This window comes from Cellulomonas persica, from assembly GCF_007989825.1.
In the GTDB taxonomy this organism is placed as follows: Bacteria; Actinomycetota; Actinomycetes; order Actinomycetales; family Cellulomonadaceae; genus Cellulomonas; species Cellulomonas persica.
The window spans coordinates 1-17445 of record NZ_BJUA01000001.1 but is presented as its reverse complement, the minus strand read 5'-3'; the positions used below and the strand labels follow the sequence as shown (position 1 = coordinate 17445).

Below are 17445 nucleotides of genomic sequence, written 5' to 3'. Positions count from 1 at the left end.
GCCCCCAAGGCTTCGGAGCTCTCGTGCCTGCCACACCCGTCCGTCTGGATCTGTCCTCACCCGTGCGCGGTCCGCGCGGCAAGCCGCCGCGCCACTTCGTCGACCTCACGCCCGACGAGCGCATCGCGGCGGTGACGGCGCTGGGGGAGAAGCCCTTCCGGGCCAAGCAGCTCGCGACGCACTACTTCACGCACCTCACGTCCGACCCCGCGGCGATGACGGACCTGCCCGCGGCGAGCCGCGACAAGCTCGTCGAGGACCTGTTCCCGCGCCTGCTGACGAACGTGCGCACGCAGACCGCGGACGGCGGCACGACGGTCAAGACGCTGTGGCACCTGTTCGACCACGCGAAGGTCGAGTCGGTGCTCATGCGGTACGCCAACCGCACGACCCTGTGCATCTCGAGCCAGGCGGGGTGCGGCCTCGCGTGCGCGTTCTGCGCGACCGGCCAGATGGGCCTGACGCGCAACCTGTCCACGGCGGAGATCGTGGAGCAGGTGCGTGAGGCGGCGCGCTCGCTGCAGGCGGGTGAGGTGCCCGGCGGGCCGACGCGCCTGTCGAACGTCGTGTTCATGGGCATGGGTGAGCCGCTCGCGAACTACAAGGCGATCATGGCCACGGTGCGCACGCTCGTCGCGCCCGCACCCGACGGCCTGGGGATGTCCGCGCGCAACGTCACGGTCTCGACGGTCGGCATGGTGCCGGCGATGCGCAAGCTCGCCGACGAGGGCATCCCGGTGACGCTCGCGCTGTCGCTGCACGCCCCGGACGACGAGCTGCGCAGCGAGCTGGTGCCCGTGAACACGCGCTGGGACGTGGACGAGGCGCTCGACGCCGCGTACCACTACTTCGAGGTCACCGGGCGGCGCGTGTCGATCGAGTACGCCCTGATCAGGGACGTGAACGACCACGCGTGGCGCGCCGACCTGCTGGGCGAGAAGCTCAACGCGCGCGGCAGGGGCTGGGTGCACTGCAACCCGATCCCGCTGAACCCGGTGCCGAACTCCCGCTGGACGGCGAGCGATCCCCGGGTCGAGCAGGAGTTCGTGGCACGCTTGCGTGCGCACGGGATCCCGACGACCATCCGGGACACGCGTGGCAGCGACATCGACGGTGCGTGCGGCCAGCTCGCCGCGGAGGAGGACGAGTGAGCGACGGGATGTTCCGGACGGTCTCGGGTCTGCGGTCCGGGTACGACCCGGACGAGGTCGACGAGTTCTTCGAGCACGCGCGCTCGCTGTACGAGAAGGGCCCCGCAGCCGCGCTGTCCGCCAAGGACGTGCGGCGGGTCGGGTTCGAGGTCGTGCGCGGCGGGTACGCGACTGCTGCGGTCGACGCGGCGCTCGACCGCCTCGAGTCCGCCTTCGTGGCCCGGGCGCGCGCCGAGTACGTCGCCCAGCACGGGCAGCAGGCGTGGATGGCGCAGCTCGGCGAGCAGGCGCGCACGCTGTACGGCCGCCTGGGCCGTCCCGACGGGGACCGCTTCGCGCCGCCGGAGGGCCGCGAGCAGGGCTACGAGCCCGCCGACGTCGACGCGCTGTGCCACCGGCTCATCGCGTACTTCGACAAGGGTGCGCCGCTGACCTCGGGTGAGGTGCGCTCGGCGACGTTCCGGCGCCGCAAGGGCCGCAACGCGTACGGCGAGCCGGCGGTGGACGCGTTCATGGCGCGCGCCGTCGAGGTGCTGCTCGGCGTCGAGTGACGACGAGATGACGACGACGCAGGGCCCCGCCCGCCGCGTGACCCTGCTCGGGTCCACGGGGTCGATCGGGACGCAGGCGCTCGACGTGCTCGCTCGGCACCGCGACGCGTTCGAGGTCGTCGGGCTCGCCGCGGGCGGGGGCGACCCCGCGCTGCTGGCGCGTCAGGCGGCGACGTTCGGCGTCGCGACGGTCGCGGTGGCCGACGAGGGCGCGGTGCCCGCCGTGCGCGAGGCGCTGCATGCGGCCGGCGCGGGCGACGTCGAGGTGCTCGCCGGACCGGACGCGGCCACCGACCTCGCGGGGGCGGGCGCCGACGTCGTGCTCAACGGCATCACGGGCTCGGTCGGGCTGCGGCCGACGCTCGCCGCGTTGCACGCGGGCAGCACGCTCGCGCTCGCGAACAAGGAGTCGCTGGTCGTCGGCGGTGCGCTCGTGCACGACGCCGCCGTCCGCCCGGACCAGATCGTGCCGGTCGACTCGGAGCACTCGGCGATCGCGCAGGCGCTGCGCTCGGGCGCGCCGCGCGAGGTCGCGCGGCTCGTCCTGACGGCGTCCGGCGGCCCGTTCCGCGGCTGGTCGGCCGACGACGTGAAGACGGTGACGCCGAGCCAGGCGCTTGCGCACCCGACGTGGGCCATGGGGCCGGTCGTGACGGTCAACTCCGCGACGCTGATGAACAAGGGCCTCGAGCTCATCGAGGCGCACCTGCTGTTCGGGGTGCCCGCCGACCGGATCGACGTGGTCGTGCACCCGCAGTCGGTCGTCCACTCGATGGTGCAGTTCGTCGACGGCTCGACCATCGCGCAGGCGTCGCCACCGGACATGCGCCTGCCGATCGCGCTGGGCCTGTCGTGGCCCGACCGGCTCGAGGACGTCGCCTCGCCGTGCGACTGGAGCGCGGCGACGGCCTGGACGTTCGAACCCCTCGACGAGGAGCTGTTCGGTGCGGTGCGCCTCGCGCGCCACGCGGTCGCGGCGTCGGCGACGCACCCCGCGGTCTACAACGCCGCGAACGAGCAGTGCGTCGCGGCGTTCCTCGCCGAGCGCATCTCGTTCCTCGACATCGTGACGACCGTCGAGCGGGTCGTCGACGAGCACGAGGGCACGCCCGCGGGCTCGCTCACGCTCGACGGTGTCCTGGCCGCCGAGCGCTGGGCCCGCGCCCGCGCGGACGAGCTGCTCGCCCGCGCCTGACGACGCCCGTCGGACGGTGCCCGTCGGACGGGCGTCGTCAGACGCCCGTCGCACACGGGCGTCAGACGCGCTGCACCCAGGGCGCGGAGGTCAGGGGCGACTGGGTCCCGGTGACGAGCTCCGCGGCGGTCCGTCCCGCGACGTTGGCCGCGGCCGGGCCGGTTCCGCCGCCGCGGGCCCAGGCGTGGTCGGCGCCCACCCCGACCGACGGCAGCGCGCCGGGGGCGGCGAGCGGACGCTGCCAGGCGTGCGTGACCGGCACGTCGGCCAGGACGGGCAGCAGGTCGACGAGCGCCTCGTGCAGCGCGCGGGACGATCGCACGGGCGTGAGCAGCGAGCCGAGCGTGCGCGCTGCGCGTGCGCCGCTGGCGGGGGCACGGCCGGCGACGAGGCGGTCGTCCGCGGTGCGCACGACGCGCAGGCCGTCGCTGTGGCCCAGCAGCTCGCCGCGCGGCAGGCCGATGGTCGCCCAGACCTGGGTGGGCAGGGGAGGTGTCGCGAGCGTCGCGGCGGTGGGTCGCGGGCCGGTCGTCGGCCGCGTGTCGACCACGGTCGTGGCCCGGACGGTGCCGTGCGTGGTGACGGCCGCGGCGGCGCTCACGCGCGCGACGGGCGTGCTGTCGAACGCGCGCGCACCGCGCGACACGACGACGTCGAGCAGCCCCCGCGCGAGGCGGCCCGGGTCGAGCCGCGCCGCCTCGGGCGACCAGGTGCCGCCGAGGGCGTCGTCGACCAGGACGTGCGCGCGCAGCCCCGACCGGTCCAGGACGTGCGTCTCGTCGCCCCAGCGCTCGGCCGCGACGGCCTGCTGCTCGAGCCGGACGAGCGCGTCGGCGTCGGCGGCCACGAGCACCTCGCCCCCGAAGGCGAACCCGCAGTCCACCTGCTCGACCGCCGCGACGCCGCCGACCTCGACGACCGCGTCGCGCAGGACCGAGCGCGCCTCGCGTGCCGCGGCGGCACCCCACCGGGCGGCGAGCGCGTCGCCACCGAGCCCGAGCCGTGCCGAGCACGCACCGAGACCACGCTCGTCCTGACCGGTCCGGCCCCGCTCGACGAGCACGACGTCGAGCGCGGGGTCGGCCTCGAGCAGGTAGTACGCCGTCCACAGCCCGGTCAGGCCGGCGCCGACGACCGCGACGTCCGCGGTGGTGTCGCCGTCGAGGGGCGCGAGCGGGGTGGCGTCCTCGTCGGCCCACGGCGCGGGGTCGTCGGGGGCGTCGATCGAACGCCGGCGGGGCAGTGGGCTCACACCGCCGATGCTCCCCGCCGCGACGTGCGCCGACAACTCGCCACGCAGCGACACCGGGTCACAGCGGAACCTCAGGTTCTCGGGGCAAGATGGTCCTCCCGCGCCCCGGTCCGGTGCGCGTCGAAGGAGGATGGCGTGGCGTACCTGGTCGGCGTGCTGATCGCCGTGGTCGTGCTGCTCGGGTCGATCGCGTTGCACGAGGTCGGGCACATGGTGCCCGCCAAGCGGTTCGGCGTCCGCGTGAGCCACTACTTCGTCGGGTTCGGCCCCACGCTCTGGTCGCGCACGCGGGGGGAGACCGAGTACGGCATCAAGGCGATCCCGCTCGGTGGGTTCGTGCGGCTCGTCGGCATGTACGCGCCGGCGGAGGCCGTCGGGCACCCGGTGGCGCGGACGTGGGCGGGGCGTCTCGCGCAGGACGCGCGGGACGCGAGCGCGGCGGAGATCCACCCGGGTGAGGACCATCGCGCGTTCTACCGGTTGTCGACGCCCAAGAAGCTCGTCGTGATGCTCGGCGGGCCGGTGATGAACCTGCTCATCGCGTTCGTCCTGCTGGCGATCGTGCTGCTCGGGTTCGGCGTCCCCGCGTCGACGACGACGCTCGACACCGTCTCGCAGTGCGTGATCCCGGCAGGCGAGTCGACGGACCGCGCCTGCACGGAGGCCGACGAGCCCGCACCGGGTGCGGCTGCCGGCCTGCGTCCGGGCGACACGGTCGTGAGCTGGGACGGCACGCCGGTGGACACCTGGGACGAGCTGACCGCGCTCATCCGCGCGTCGGGCGGCGAGGCGACGCCCGTCGTCGTCGAGCGCGACGGTGCGGACGTGACGCTGACGGTGACCCCGGTCGTCGCGCAGCGTCCCGCGTACGACGACGACGGCAACCCCCGCTACGGCGCGGACGGCGAGCTGGTGACCGTCCCGGTCGGCTTCCTGGGCGTGACGCCGACGACGGTGCGCGAGGCGACGAGCGTCGCCGAGGTGCCGCAGGCGCTCGCCGAGCGGACCTGGCAGACGGTGTCGGTCGTCGCGACGCTACCCGCGCGCATCGTCGACCTGGTGCAGACCACGTTCGGTGACGAGGAGCGCGGGACGGACTCCATCATCGGCATCGTCGGCGTAGGGCGGTTCGCGGGGGAGATCGCCTCGGTCGAGGGCACGGGGATCGACTGGGGCATCCGGCTCGCGGGCCTGCTCGAGATGCTCGCGAGCCTGAACATCGCGCTGTTCGTGTTCAACCTCATCCCGCTGCCGCCGCTCGACGGCGGGCACGTGGCCGCGGCCCTGTGGGAGGGCGCGCGGCGTCAGGTGGCGCGCGTGCGCAACCTGCCCCGGCCCGGCCCGTTCGACTCGGCCAAGCTCGTCCCGCTCGCGTACAGCGTGTTCGTCGTGCTCGGGGCCATGGGGCTGCTGCTCATCTACGCCGACATCGTCAACCCGGTGACGATCACCTGACCCCGTTGGCGGCGGGACCGGGCACGACGAGGCCGCTAGCGTGGGGCACGTGTCGGAGCTGTCGGAGTACCTCGAGTCACTTCCCGAGCCGTACCGCGCGAGCGTCGAGCGTGTCTACGCGCGTGCCCGCGCGCTCGTGCCGGACGCGAGCGACGGGGTCGGCTACGGCATGCCCGCGCTCGTGCTGGGCGGCAAGCCGCTCCTGTCGGTGATGGTCGCCAAGACGCACATCGGCCTGTACCCGTTCAGCCCGGCCGCCCTCGACACGGTGCGTGACGAGCTCGCGGACTTCTCGCTGTCGAAGGGCACGCTGCGCTTCTCGTCGGACCACCCGGTCCCCGACGACGTGCTGGACCGGCTGGTGCTCGCGCGCCGGGACGAGATCGAGGGTCGCTGATACCTGCGGCGGGCTCGGCGGGGCACGTACGCCGCCGCCTCGCGTGCTCCGACGTGTGGGGATCGCGTGCGGATCCGCGCCCGACGCGGCTCGCTGCGCGGGTACGTGGCCGCACAGGTGGGATGATGGCCGGGTGAGCGTACCGATCTCCCTGGGCATGCCCGAGGCGCCCGCGCCCGTGCTGGCGCCGCGTCGTCCCACCCGCAAGATCCGCGTCGGGAAGGTGGACGTCGGCGGCGACGCGCCGGTGAGCGTGCAGTCGATGACGACGACGCCGACGACCGACGTGAACGCGACGCTGCAGCAGATCGCCGAGCTGACGGCCGCGGGCTGCGACATCGTGCGGGTCGCGGTGCCCAGCCAGGACGACGCCGACGCGCTGCCGGCGATCGCCCGCAAGTCGCAGATCCCGGTGATCGCCGACATCCACTTCCAGCCCAAGTACGTGTTCGCGGCGATCGACGCGGGGTGCGCCGCCGTCCGCGTCAACCCGGGCAACATCCGCAAGTTCGACGACCAGGTCGGCGCGATCGCACGCGCCGCGGCGGATGCCGGCGTGAGCCTGCGCATCGGCGTCAACGCGGGCTCGCTCGACCCGCGCCTGCTCGCGAAGTACGGCAAGGCGACGCCCGAGGCGCTCGTCGAGTCGGCCGTGTGGGAGGCGTCGCTGTTCGAGGAGCACGACTTCCACGACTTCAAGATCTCGGTCAAGCACAACGACCCCGTCGTCATGGTGCGGGCCTACGAGTTGCTGTCGCAGCGCGGCGACTGGCCGCTGCACCTCGGGGTCACCGAGGCCGGCCCGGCGTTCCAGGGCACGATCAAGTCCGCGACCGCGTTCGGTGCGCTGCTGAGCCAGGGGATCGGCGACACGATCCGGGTCTCGCTGTCCGCGCCGCCCGTCGAGGAGGTCAAGGTCGGCATCCAGATCCTGCAGTCGCTCAACCTGCGGCCGCGCAAGCTCGAGATCGTCTCGTGCCCGTCGTGCGGACGCGCCCAGGTCGACGTCTACACGCTCGCCGAGCGCGTCACCGCCGGGCTCGAGGGGCTCGAGGTGCCGCTGCGGGTCGCGGTCATGGGCTGCGTCGTCAACGGCCCCGGTGAGGCGCGCGAGGCGGACCTCGGCGTCGCGTCGGGCAACGGCAAGGGGCAGATCTTCGTCAAGGGTGAGGTCGTCAAGACCGTTCCCGAGGCGCTGATCGTCGAGACGCTGATCGAGGAGGCGATGCGCATCGCCGAGACGATGGAGCCCGCCCCGGACGGCCAGACCAGCCCGGTCGTCACGGTCGGCTGACCCGGCCCGCACCCGAAATCGGACGCGAGTCCGGGACGCGTCGCCCAGGTCCGTGGGGCACAATCCCCCCATGGGTCCGCGGCGCGCAACGGTGCTCGACCGGCAACCCGGGGCGCGCGTCCTCGACGACGTCGACCTCGGGGCCGCGCTCGAAGTGTGCGCGCTCGACCCGGTCGGGTCGGTCCTCGCGACCGCGCGGATCGAGCACGCCCGCGCGACGCGCCTGAGCGCGACGGGCGGCGCCCTGTGGGGCTTCCAGCACGGGGGCGCGCTCGTCGCGGTGTGCTGGGCCGGGGCGAACATGGTCCCCGTCGTGCCGGTGCACGACCCCGCGGTCGTGAGCGCGGCGCTCGACGCGTTCGCGACCACCGCGGCGCGCCAGGGGCGCCGGTGCTCGTCGATCGTCGGGCCCGCCCCGGCCGTGCTCGGCCTGTGGGACCGCCTGCGCGCGGTCTGGCCGGGCGTGCGCGAGGTGCGGCACGACCAGCCGTCGATGGTCATCGACCACGCACCCGCACGTGTGGCCGACCCCGCGGTGCGCCGGTCGCGCGTCGAGGAGTTCGACGCCGTCCTGCCCGCGTGCATCGCGATGTTCACCGAGGAGGTCGGCTACTCGCCGGCCAGCGGTCCGCGCGGCCCGTACGAGACGCGGGTGCGCTCGCTCATCGAGCAGGGGCGCTCGTTCGTGCGCATGGACCCCGACGAGCACGGCGTCCCGCGTGTGACGTTCAAGGCCGAGCTCGGTGCGGTGGCCGGGGGAGTCGCGCAGGTCCAGGGCGTGTGGGTCGCGCCGCACCGTCGTGGTCTGCGCCTGTCCGAGCACGGCATGGCCGCGGTCGTCGACCTCGCGCGCACGCAGGTCGCGCCCGTGGTGTCGCTGTACGTGAACGACTACAACGCGCGCGCCATCGCGGCATACCGCGCGGTCGGCTTCCGGCAGGTCGGCTCGTACGCGACAGTGCTGTTCTAGCGTCCTGGCGGGTCTAGCGCAGGAGCTTGGACAGGCGCCGGTCGGCGAGCGGCTTGCCGCCCGTCTGGCACGTCGGGCAGTACTGCAACGACGAGTCCGCGAACGACACCTCGTGCACGGTGTCGCCGCACGGCGTGCCGTCCCAGCCCGGGCACGGCTGCCCGGTGCGTCCGTGCACGCGCATGCCGCGGCGCTTGGCGTCCTTGAGCTCGGCGGCCGGCTTGCCCGACGCCTCGGCGACGGCCTGCGCGAGCACGTCGCGGATCGCCTCGTAGATCACGTCGACCTGCTCGTCGGTCAGCTTGCCGGTGAGCGCGAACGGCGACGTGCGCGCGGCGTGCAGGATCTCGTCGGAGTACGCGTTGCCGATCCCCGCGATCGTGTCCTGACCGCGCAGCAGGCCCTTGATCTGCTGGTTGCGCGAGCGCACGAGCTCGGCGAACCGGTCGCGCGTGAACGCCGGGGACAACGGCTCGACGCCCAGGGAAGCGATCTGGGGCACGTCGAGCGGGTCGGTCACGACGTGCACGGCGAGCCGCTTGCGGGTGCCCTGCTCGGTGAGGTCGAACCCCGAGCCGTCGTCGAGCCGCACACGCAGCGCGAGCGGCGAGCGGCCCGGCCGCACGGGCGTCGTGGCGAGCCGGTCGGACCAGCGCACCCAGCCGGCGCGCGAGAGGTGCCACACGAGGTGCACGGGCTCGCCGGTGGTGGTGGCGACCATGAGGTCGAGCCACTTGCCGTGGCGGGTCGCGTCCGCGACCACCCCGCCGACGAGGGCGTCGGGCGCGGGCCGGAACGTCTTGAGCGCGGCGATGTCGCCCACCCCGACCGCGGCGACGGTACGGCCGACCGCGCGCTCGCGCAGGAACGCGGCGAGCGCCTCGACCTCGGGAAGCTCGGGCACGCCACCATCGTGGCGCACACGGGGCGCCCGCGTCCCGGGGTCGGCCCGGTCGGCCGCGGATCCGGGGGGCGTCGACGGCGCGTCGGGCGCGAGCAAGCCGTCCGCCGCACCCTCGTCGGACAACTAGGCTTCGACCATGCTCCTGCGTCTGTCCACGCTGTTCGTCCGCACCCTGCGTGAGGACCCCGCCGACGCCGAGGTCGCGAGCCACCGCCTCCTCGTGCGCGCGGGGTACATCCGCCGCGCCGCTCCCGGCATCTACACCTGGCTCCCGCTCGGCCTGCGCGTCCTGGCGAAGGTCGAGGCCGTGGTGCGTGAGGAGATGGCCGCAGCCGGTGCGCAGGAGGTGCACTTCCCGGCCCTGCTGCCGCGTGAGCCGTACGAGGCGACGGGTCGCTGGACCGAGTACGGGCCGAACATCTTCCGGCTCAAGGACCGCAAGAGCAACGACTACCTCCTCGCGCCCACGCACGAGGAGATGTTCACGCTCCTGGTCAAGGACCTGTACTCGTCGTACAAGGACCTGCCCCTGACCCTGTTCCAGATCCAGACCAAGTACCGCGACGAGGCGCGTCCGCGCGCCGGCCTGATCCGCGGCCGCGAGTTCGTCATGAAGGACGCGTACTCGTTCGACGTCGACGACGCCGGCCTCGACGCCTCGTACGAGGTGCAGCGCACGGCGTACCAGCGGATCTTCGACCGGCTCGGGCTCGAGTACGTGATCGTCGCGGCGACGTCCGGTGCGATGGGCGGTTCGCGCTCCGAGGAGTTCCTCACGCCCACCGCGATCGGCGAGGACACGTTCGTGCGCTCGCCCGGCGGCTACGCGGCCAACGTCGAGGCCGTCACCACGGTGGTCCCCGAGGCGATCGGGTACGACGACGCCCCCGCCGCGCACGTCGAGGACACGCCGGACACGCCGACGATCGACTCGCTCGTCGCGCTCGCGAACGAGCGGTTCGCGCGCCCCGACCGTACGTGGACCGCCGCCGACACGCTCAAGAACGTCGTGCTCGCCCTCGTGCACCCCTCGGGTGAGCGTGAGCTCGTCGTCGTGGGCCTGCCGGGCGACCGCGAGGTCGACCTCAAGCGGCTCGAGGCGTCGGTGACGCCCGCCGAGGTCGAGGCCGCGGGCGACGCGGACTTCGCGGCGCACCCCGAGCTCGTGCGCGGCTACATCGGCCCGCAGGTGCTCGGCCCGAACGTGCCCGTCGCCGACGGCGAGGAGCGTACGGCCGTGCGCTACCTGCTGGACCCGCGCGTCGTGCCCGGCACGCGCTGGATCACGGGCGCGAACGCGCAGGGCAAGCACGTGTTCGACCTCGTCGCGGGGCGCGACTTCACGGCCGACGGCACCGTCGAGGCCGCCGAGGTCCGCGCGGGCGACCCCGCCCCCGACGGCTCGGGTCCGCTCGAGCTCGCGCGCGGCATCGAGATCGGCCACATCTTCGCGCTCGGACGCAAGTACGCGAGCGCGCTCGGCCTGACGGTGCTCGACCAGAACGGCAAGGCGCAGGTCGTCACGATGGGCTCGTACGGCATCGGCGTGACCCGAGTGCTCGCCGCGCTCGCGGAGGCCCACCACGACGAGCGTGGCCTGGCGTGGCCCGCGCACGTCGCCCCGGCGCACGTGCACGTGGTCGCCACGGGCAAGGACCAGGCGGTCTTCGACGCGGCCGAGGCGCTCGCGCAGGGTCTGTCGGCGCGCGGCGTCGAGGTGCTGTACGACGACCGTCCGAAGGTCTCGCCCGGCGTGAAGTTCGCCGACGCCGAGCTGTTCGGCGTCCCGCTCGTGGTGGTCGTCGGCCGTGGCCTGGCGGACGGTGTGGTCGAGGTACGGCCCCGCGCCGGTGGCGAGAGCACGCAGGTGCCGGTCTCCGATGCGGTCGACTTCGTCGCCGCTCAGGTGACCGCGCTGCTGGAGGGCTGACGCCCGCACGGACCGTGTCGAAGGGCTGACCGGGGTCCGGCCGAGCGCCGGCCCGGTCAGCCCTTCGCCGTCCTGTCGGCGCCTCGTCGGCGGGAGCGAGCGGCTCGGCTGCGGCGAGCGCCTCAGCCCTGCGGCTGTGCGGGCTCGGTCTGCTCGGGCAGACCGGGGAACGCCGCGGGCGGGGCGCCGAGCGTGCGCGCCTCGTGCACCGCGAGCCGCAGGCCGTCGAGGTAGGTGTCACGCGCACCCGCGGGGACGGCGGCGAGCGCGGCGGTGCTCGCCCGGGCGATGCCGTCCTGCACGGCGACGGCGAGCCGGTTCAGCGCGCCGTCCTGGTCGAGGTCGGTGGGCAGTCCGTACTGGGCCAGCCGTGGGTCCTGCTCGGTGCCGGCGACGCCCGCGGCGCTCGCCCACGACTCGCCCGCGGCGCGGTGCGTGCGCGCCGCGGCGAGGGTCGCCTTGCGCGTCTCGGCCGGGCCCCGCGCCGCGACGACCTCGAGCGCGTAACCCGCCTCGTCGTGCGCGAGCGCGAGCGGCCCCGCGACCGCCACGTCCACCTCGGGCGGCACGACGACCGCCTCCGGGAGCGCTGGGCCGGACGAGTCCTCGCCGAGCGCGGCCGCGAGCCGGTCGGTGAGGTCGGCGCGCGAGACCGCGATCGCTCCGACGAGCCGCGCGAGCGGGCCGTCGGCCGTGCTGTCGGCGTCGGTGCCTGCGGTCGTCGTGGTGTCCCCGAGCAGCGCGAGGACGTCCTGCGCGGTGACGGCCGCCGCCGTGGGCGCGACGCTCGGCGTGGCCGTGGGCTCGCCGTCGGGACCGGGCTCGGCGTCGGTGCCCGGCTCGATGCCGGAGTCGTACCGGCCGCCGAGCGCCGCGACGTGCTGCGCCGAGAACGTCACGACGTCGTTCAGCAGCGGCTCGGCCACCTCGTCCGTCGTGGTCGCGAGCGCGTCCTGCGCTGCGGCCTGCAGCGCTAGCGCGTCGCCGACCGTGCGGGCCCGCACCTGCTCGAGCGCGTCGGGGGAGGGCTCGACGGGCGGCGGCGTCTCGAGGCGCAGCCCGCAGCCCGACAGCGCGAGCGCCGCCGCGGCGAGCGCGGCGGCCAGGACCGTGCGGCGCGGTCGCGTGATCCTCGCCACGCGCGAGGGGGTGGGGGCAGCGCAGATCGTGGTGCTCATCGCGGGCGATCCTCCCACGCGAGGGCGCGTCGGCCCGGCACCGCCCGGCACGGGCCGTCGGAGTCGTTACCCTGGTGCGACAACCAGTGGGTCGCACGTCCGGCCCCGCACACGAAGGAGGCGGTCATGGTCGCAGCAGCCGCATCCGCGCAGCGGGTCAACGACGTGCTCACCCCGGTCGTCAGCGCCGAGGGTCTCGTGCTCGAGGAGGTGCGCGTGCGCCGGTCCGGCGGACGCGTGCTCGTCGAGGTCCTCGTGGGGCAGACCGAGGACGACGAACGCGAGCTCGACCTCGACCGCATCGCCGACGTGACCCGCGCCGTGTCCGACGCCCTCGACGCGTCCGACCCGGTCGCGGGGGAGTACACGCTCGAGGTCGGGACGCGCGGCGCCGACAGCCCTCTCGTCGAGCGCCGGCACTTCGTGCGCGCCGTCGGGCGTGCCGTGCGCGTGCGTCGCACCGACGGGACGGTCCTGGCGGGTCGGCTGACGGGCGTCGAGGACGACGCGATCGTCGTCGTACCGGTCACCCCGGGGGTCAAGGGGCGGCCGCCGCGCGTCGGTACCCCGGTCACGATCGTGCTCGACGAGGTCGCGGACGCGCGCGTCGAGGTGGACATGTCGGGGCTGGGTCCCGACGACGACGGCGGCGACGACGCCGGACAGGAGAGCTGATGGACATCGACATGCAGGCGCTGCGGCTGCTCGAGCGCGAGCGCGAGATCAGCCTCGACGTTCTGGTCTCCGCGATCGAGCAGGCGCTGCTGTCCGCCTACCACCGCACGCCCGGCGCGCACCAGCGTGCACGCGTCGAGGTGGACCGGCGCACCGGTCACGTCACGGTGTGGGCACGCGAGGCGACGCCCGTCGACGAGGACGGCCACGAGCTGTCGCCCGCGCCCGAGTTCGACGACACGCCCGCCGGCTTCGGCCGGATCGCGACGGCGACCGCGCGTCAGGTGATCGTCCAGCGGCTGCGTGACGCCGAGGACGACCAGGTGCTCGGCACGTTCCGCGGCAAGGAGGGTGAGGTCCTCGGCGGCGTGATCCAGCAGGGCTCCGACCCCCGCGTCGTGCTCGTCGACGTCGGCGGCACCGAGGCCGTGCTGCCGCCGCACGAGCAGGTGCCGTCCGAGACGTACGTCCACGGCGAGCGGATCCGCGGCTACGTGCTCGAGGTCGCGCGCGGAGCGCGCGGTCCGCAGGTGACGCTCTCGCGCACGCACCCCGGCCTGGTGCGCAAGCTGTTCGAGCTCGAGGTCCCCGAGGTCGCCGACGGCACGGTCGAGATCACCGCGCTCGCGCGCGAGGCGGGCCACCGCTCGAAGATGGCCGTGCGGGCGACAGTGCCCGGCGTGAACGCCAAGGGTGCGTGCATCGGGCCCATGGGTGGCCGCGTGCGTGCCGTCATGGCCGAGCTGCGGGGCGAGAAGATCGACATCGTCGACCACTCCGACGACCCGGCGGAGATGGTGGCCCACGCGTTGTCGCCGGCACGGGTGATCTCGGTCACGGTCGTCGACGAGGCGGCCCGTGCCGCGCGCGTCGTCGTGCCCGACTACCAGCTCTCGCTCGCGATCGGCAAGGAGGGCCAGAACGCGCGTCTGGCCGCGAAGCTGACCGGCTGGCGCATCGACATCCGGTCCGACGCCGACGTCGCCGAGGGCGGTGCGAGCGCCGCCGACGGCGGTCCTGCGTCCGGCTCGGGCGCCTCGGCGGACGACGCCGGGTGAGCCGCAGGGGTAGACTGACCGCGGCTGGGCCGGATGCCCGGCAGTCCCCGCATGCTGACAAGCGGCTCCCGGACGTCCCTGAGCGCCTCACGAGGCGGTCGGCGGGTGCGCCGGTCCGCACGTGCGTGGGGTGCCGAGCCACCGGTCTGAGGTCTGCCCTGCTGAGGGTGGTCGCCGCCGACGGCGGCACGGGAGCTCCCGTGCTCGTCGTGGACGTGGACCGCGCGATGCCGGGCCGGGGTGCCTGGCTGCACCCCGATCCTGGATGCCTCGAGCTCGCGACGCGCCGACGCGCGTTCGGCCGGGCCCTGCGACTGCAGGTCCCGCCGGACGTCTCCGCGGTGCACGACCACCTCGAGCACCATGTCACGACACCGGGACCCCCGATGTCGACCGTCGATGAAGGAAGCGGGTTGGAAGCCGATGGCGACCCGATGAGCACGCTCCGATGAGTGCCCAGCGATGAGCACAGCGATGAGCACCAAGAACTAACGACGGTCCGACCCTGTCCGGGCGGGCCGAGACAGGGAGAGAAGTGGCCAAGCTTCGCGTCTACGAGCTCGCCAAGGAGCTCGGGGTCGACAGCAAGACCATCATGACGAAGCTCACCGCCATGGGTGAGTTCGTCCGCTCGGCGTCCTCGACGATCGAGCCGCCCGTCGTGCGCAAGCTGCGCGACGAGTACCCCGCCGCGGGTGGTGGCGCAGCAGCGCCGCAGCCCGCCGCACGCCCCGCGCCTGCGCGCCCGGCGCCCGCCCCGGCCCCCGCCGCGGCAGCACCGGCCCCGGCGCCCGCCCAGACCGCGCCCGCGGCCACGGCCCCGGCGCAGCCCGCGGCCCCCGCCCCGGCTCCGGCCCGACCGGCCCCCGCGCCCGCCGCACCCGCGGCGAAGGCGCCGGCTCCCGGCTCGTCGGCCCCGCGTCCCGGCGCACCCGCACGCGGCGGTGCACCGGCCGGTGGCGCACGCCCTGGCGCGCCGCGCCCGGCCGCACGTCCCGGCAACAACCCGTTCGCCCCGTCGCAGGGCATGCCGCGCGCCGGTGGCGGCGGCGAGCGCTCGGGCGGCCCGCGTCCCGGCGGTCCCCGTCCGGGCAACAACCCGTTCGCCTCGTCGCAGGGCATGCCCCGCCCGGGCGAGCGTCGTACCGAGGCGGCCCCGGCCGCGGGTGCCGGCGACCGTCCCGGTGGTCCCCGTCCCGCGCCGCGTCCCGGCGGCCCCCGCCCGAACCCGGGCATGATGCCGGGTCGCACCTCGAGCGGCGTCGGTCGTCCCGGTGAGCGTCCCGCGCGCACCGGTGGTGGCGGCGGCGGTGGCCGTGGTGGCTTCGGCGGTCGTCCCGGTGGCGGGGGCGCCGCGCCCGGTGGTGGCGGCGGCTTCGCCGGTCGTCCCGGTGGCGGCGGTCGTCCCGGCGGTGCCGGTCGCGGCTCGACGCAGGGTGCCTTCGGCCGCGCCGGTGGTCGCCCCGTCCGCGGACGGAAGTCGAAGCGGGCCAAGCGCCAGGAGTTCGAGGCGATGCAGGCCCCGTCGCTCGGCGGTGTGCAGGTCCCTCGCGGCAACGGCACCACCGTCGTGCGTCTGCGCCACGGCTCGTCGCTGAACGACTTCGCCGACAAGATCGACGCCAACCCGGCCTCGCTCGTCACGGTGCTGTTCCACCTCGGTGAGATGGCCACCGCGACGCAGTCGCTCGACGAGGACACGTTCGGCGCCCTCGCGGCCGAGCTCGGCTACGTCATCGAGATGGTCTCGGCCGAGGAGGAGGACCGCGAGCTGCTCGGGTCCTTCGACATCGACCTCGAGGCCGAGGAGGCGGGCGAGTCCGACGAGGACCTCGCCCCGCGTCCGCCGGTCGTCACCGTCATGGGTCACGTCGACCACGGAAAGACCAAGCTCCTCGACGCCATCCGTTCCACCGACGTCGTCGCGGGCGAGGCCGGCGGCATCACCCAGCACATCGGTGCCTACCAGGTCGTCAAGCAGCACGAGGGCGTCGACCGTCCCATCACGTTCATCGACACCCCCGGTCACGAGGCGTTCACCGCCATGCGTGCCCGCGGTGCGCAGGTCACGGACATCGCGATCCTCGTGGTCGCGGCGGACGACGGCGTGATGCCCCAGACGATCGAGGCGCTCAACCACGCCCAGGCGGCCAACGTGCCGATCGTGGTCGCGGTCAACAAGGTGGACAAGGAGGGGGCCAACCCCGCCAAGATCCGCCAGCAGCTCACCGAGTACAACCTGGTGGCCGAGGAGTACGGCGGCGACACGATGTTCGTCGACGTCTCCGCCAAGCAGGGGATGGGCATCGACCAGCTCCTCGAGGCGGTCCTCCTCACCGCGGACGCAGCGCTCGACCTGCGGGCCAACCCCGACAAGGACGCGCGTGGCGTCGCGATCGAGGCGAACCTCGACAAGGGCCGCGGTGCGGTCGCGACCGTGCTGGTCCAGTCCGGCACGCTGCACGTCGGTGACGCGATCGTCGCGGGCACGGCCTACGGCCGCGTGCGTGCGATGTTCGACGAGCACGGTGCACCCGTCGCCGAGGCGGGCCCGTCCCGTCCGGTCCAGGTGCTCGGTCTCGCGTCCGTCCCGTCGGCCGGTGACACGCTGATCGTGGCTCCCGAGGAGCGCACGGCCCGCCAGATCGCCGAGAAGCGTGAGGCCGCCGAGCGCGCCGCCCTCCTGGCCAAGCGCCGCAAGCGCATCAGCCTCGAGGACTTCACCCAGGCGCTCGCGCAGGGCAAGGTCGAGACGCTCAACCTCGTCATCAAGGGTGACGTCTCGGGCGCCGTCGAGGCCCTCGAGGACGCGCTGCTCAAGATCGACGTGGGCGACGAGGTCGACCTGCGCGTCATCCACCGCGGTGTCGGTGCGATCACGCAGAACGACGTCAACCTCGCGACCGTCGACTCGGCGATCATCATCGGCTTCAACGTGAAGTTCGCCGAGCGCGTCGAGGAGCTGGCCGACCGTGAGGGCGTCGACGTGCGCTTCTACTCGGTCATCTACCAGGCGATCGACGACGTCGAGGCCGCGCTCAAGGGCATGCTCAAGCCGGAGTACGAGGAGGCGCAGCTCGGCACCGCCGAGGTCCGCGAGATCTTCCGCTCCTCGAAGTTCGGCAACATCGCCGGTTCGCTCGTGCGCTCGGGCGAGATCCGACGCAACGCCAAGGCGCGCGTGCTGCGCGGTGGCAAGGTCGTGGCGGACAACCTCACGATCGAGTCGCTCAAGCGGTTCAAGGACGACGCGACCGAGGTCCGCGAGGGCTACGAGTGCGGTATCGGTCTCGGGTCGTACAACGACCTGCAGGTCGAGGACATCATCGAGACGTTCGAGATGCGCGAGAAGCCGCGTTCCTGATCGTCGGTGTGGTCGGGTGCGGTGTGCGCACACGGCCTACCAGGCGGCCGCCCCGGCAGGGGCGGCCGCCC

15 protein-coding genes are annotated in these 17445 nt (G+C 74.2%); 12 read left to right on the top strand and 3 right to left on the bottom strand.

Annotated features, from left to right (window positions below):
* Positions 1-23 precede the first annotated feature (23 nt).
* From rlmN to dxr, 3 genes are read left to right on the top strand one after another with little or no spacing between them, the layout of a single operon-like run.
* Positions 24-1151: a dual-specificity RNA methyltransferase RlmN gene (rlmN, locus tag CPE01_RS00075; protein ID WP_146804616.1), complete on the top strand. Its 1128-nt coding sequence runs from the start codon at positions 24-26 to the stop codon at positions 1149-1151.
* Positions 1148-1702, top strand: coding sequence for a DivIVA domain-containing protein (locus tag CPE01_RS00070; protein WP_146804615.1), 555 nt, complete (start codon positions 1148-1150; stop codon positions 1700-1702). Before rlmN ends, CPE01_RS00070 begins: the two co-directional genes overlap by 4 nt.
* A 7-nt stretch (positions 1703-1709) precedes the next feature.
* Positions 1710-2897, top strand: coding sequence for a 1-deoxy-D-xylulose-5-phosphate reductoisomerase (dxr, locus tag CPE01_RS00065; RefSeq protein WP_146804613.1), 1188 nt, complete (start codon positions 1710-1712; stop codon positions 2895-2897).
* Positions 2898-2958: 61 nt separating this feature from the next.
* Here dxr and CPE01_RS00060 read toward each other — a convergent pair whose 3' ends face one another.
* On the bottom strand, positions 2959-4149 hold the full coding sequence (locus CPE01_RS00060; protein WP_186811342.1) for an NAD(P)/FAD-dependent oxidoreductase: 1191 nt from the start codon (positions 4147-4149) through the stop codon (positions 2959-2961).
* Between the two features lie 135 nt (positions 4150-4284).
* Here CPE01_RS00060 and CPE01_RS00055 point away from each other — a divergent pair, with 135 nt between their 5' ends.
* The 4 genes from CPE01_RS00055 (at position 4285) to CPE01_RS00040 (ending at position 8265) form a co-directional block, all read left to right on the top strand.
* Positions 4285-5604, top strand: coding sequence for a M50 family metallopeptidase (locus CPE01_RS00055; protein WP_146804609.1), 1320 nt, complete (start codon positions 4285-4287; stop codon positions 5602-5604).
* A 49-nt stretch (positions 5605-5653) separates the two neighbouring features.
* Complete coding sequence (locus CPE01_RS00050) at positions 5654-6001, top strand: iron chaperone (protein WP_146804607.1); 348 nt, start codon at positions 5654-5656, stop codon at positions 5999-6001.
* 157 nt (positions 6002-6158) lie between these two features.
* On the top strand, positions 6159-7295 hold the full coding sequence (ispG, locus tag CPE01_RS00045; RefSeq protein ID WP_186811358.1) for a flavodoxin-dependent (E)-4-hydroxy-3-methylbut-2-enyl-diphosphate synthase: 1137 nt from the start codon (positions 6159-6161) through the stop codon (positions 7293-7295).
* Between the two features lie 70 nt (positions 7296-7365).
* Complete coding sequence (locus tag CPE01_RS00040; protein WP_146804604.1) at positions 7366-8265, top strand: GNAT family N-acetyltransferase; 900 nt, start codon at positions 7366-7368, stop codon at positions 8263-8265.
* 13 nt (positions 8266-8278) lie between these two features.
* Here the strand turns inward: CPE01_RS00040 and CPE01_RS00035 are convergent, their stop codons facing one another.
* Positions 8279-9169 (bottom strand): Fpg/Nei family DNA glycosylase, encoded by an 891-nt coding sequence (locus tag CPE01_RS00035; protein WP_146804602.1) that lies wholly within the window; start codon positions 9167-9169, stop codon positions 8279-8281.
* Between the two features lie 136 nt (positions 9170-9305).
* Between CPE01_RS00035 and CPE01_RS00030 the strand changes: the two genes are divergently transcribed.
* A complete protein-coding gene (locus CPE01_RS00030; protein ID WP_146804600.1) occupies positions 9306-11099 on the top strand; it encodes a proline--tRNA ligase in 1794 nt (597 codons plus the stop codon).
* 122 nt (positions 11100-11221) lie between these two features.
* Here CPE01_RS00030 and CPE01_RS00025 read toward each other — a convergent pair whose 3' ends face one another.
* Complete coding sequence (locus tag CPE01_RS00025) at positions 11222-12277, bottom strand: DUF4439 domain-containing protein (RefSeq protein ID WP_146804598.1); 1056 nt, start codon at positions 12275-12277, stop codon at positions 11222-11224.
* A gap of 126 nt (positions 12278-12403) precedes the next feature.
* Between CPE01_RS00025 and rimP the strand changes: the two genes are divergently transcribed.
* The 4 genes from rimP (at position 12404) to infB (ending at position 17374) form a co-directional block, all read left to right on the top strand.
* Positions 12404-12952, top strand: coding sequence for a ribosome maturation factor RimP (rimP, locus tag CPE01_RS00020; protein WP_146804596.1), 549 nt, complete (start codon positions 12404-12406; stop codon positions 12950-12952).
* The gene (gene nusA / locus CPE01_RS00015; RefSeq protein WP_146804594.1) at positions 12952-14010 is read left to right on the top strand and encodes a transcription termination factor NusA; all 1059 of its coding nucleotides are present in this window, start codon (positions 12952-12954) and stop codon (positions 14008-14010) included. Before rimP ends, nusA begins: the two co-directional genes overlap by 1 nt.
* The gene (locus tag CPE01_RS00010; protein ID WP_146804592.1) at positions 14007-14462 is read left to right on the top strand and encodes a YlxR family protein; all 456 of its coding nucleotides are present in this window, start codon (positions 14007-14009) and stop codon (positions 14460-14462) included. Before nusA ends, CPE01_RS00010 begins: the two co-directional genes overlap by 4 nt.
* Positions 14463-14545: 83 nt before the next feature.
* Positions 14546-17374, top strand: coding sequence for a translation initiation factor IF-2 (gene infB / locus CPE01_RS00005; RefSeq protein WP_146804590.1), 2829 nt, complete (start codon positions 14546-14548; stop codon positions 17372-17374).
* Positions 17375-17445: the final 71 nt, after the last annotated feature.

Coding starts and splice junctions, on each gene's coding strand:
- CPE01_RS00025 (WP_146804598.1), bottom strand. CDS start 12,277: ATGAGCACCACGATCTGCGCTGCCCCCACCCCCTCGCGCGTGGCGAGG.
- CPE01_RS00040 (WP_146804604.1), top strand. CDS start 7,366: ATGGGTCCGCGGCGCGCAACGGTGCTCGACCGGCAACCCGGGGCGCGC.
- ispG (WP_186811358.1), top strand. CDS start 6,159: ATGCCCGAGGCGCCCGCGCCCGTGCTGGCGCCGCGTCGTCCCACCCGC.
- CPE01_RS00030 (WP_146804600.1), top strand. CDS start 9,306: ATGCTCCTGCGTCTGTCCACGCTGTTCGTCCGCACCCTGCGTGAGGAC.
- dxr (WP_146804613.1), top strand. CDS start 1,710: ATGACGACGACGCAGGGCCCCGCCCGCCGCGTGACCCTGCTCGGGTCC.
- nusA (WP_146804594.1), top strand. CDS start 12,952: ATGGACATCGACATGCAGGCGCTGCGGCTGCTCGAGCGCGAGCGCGAG.
- rimP (WP_146804596.1), top strand. CDS start 12,404: ATGGTCGCAGCAGCCGCATCCGCGCAGCGGGTCAACGACGTGCTCACC.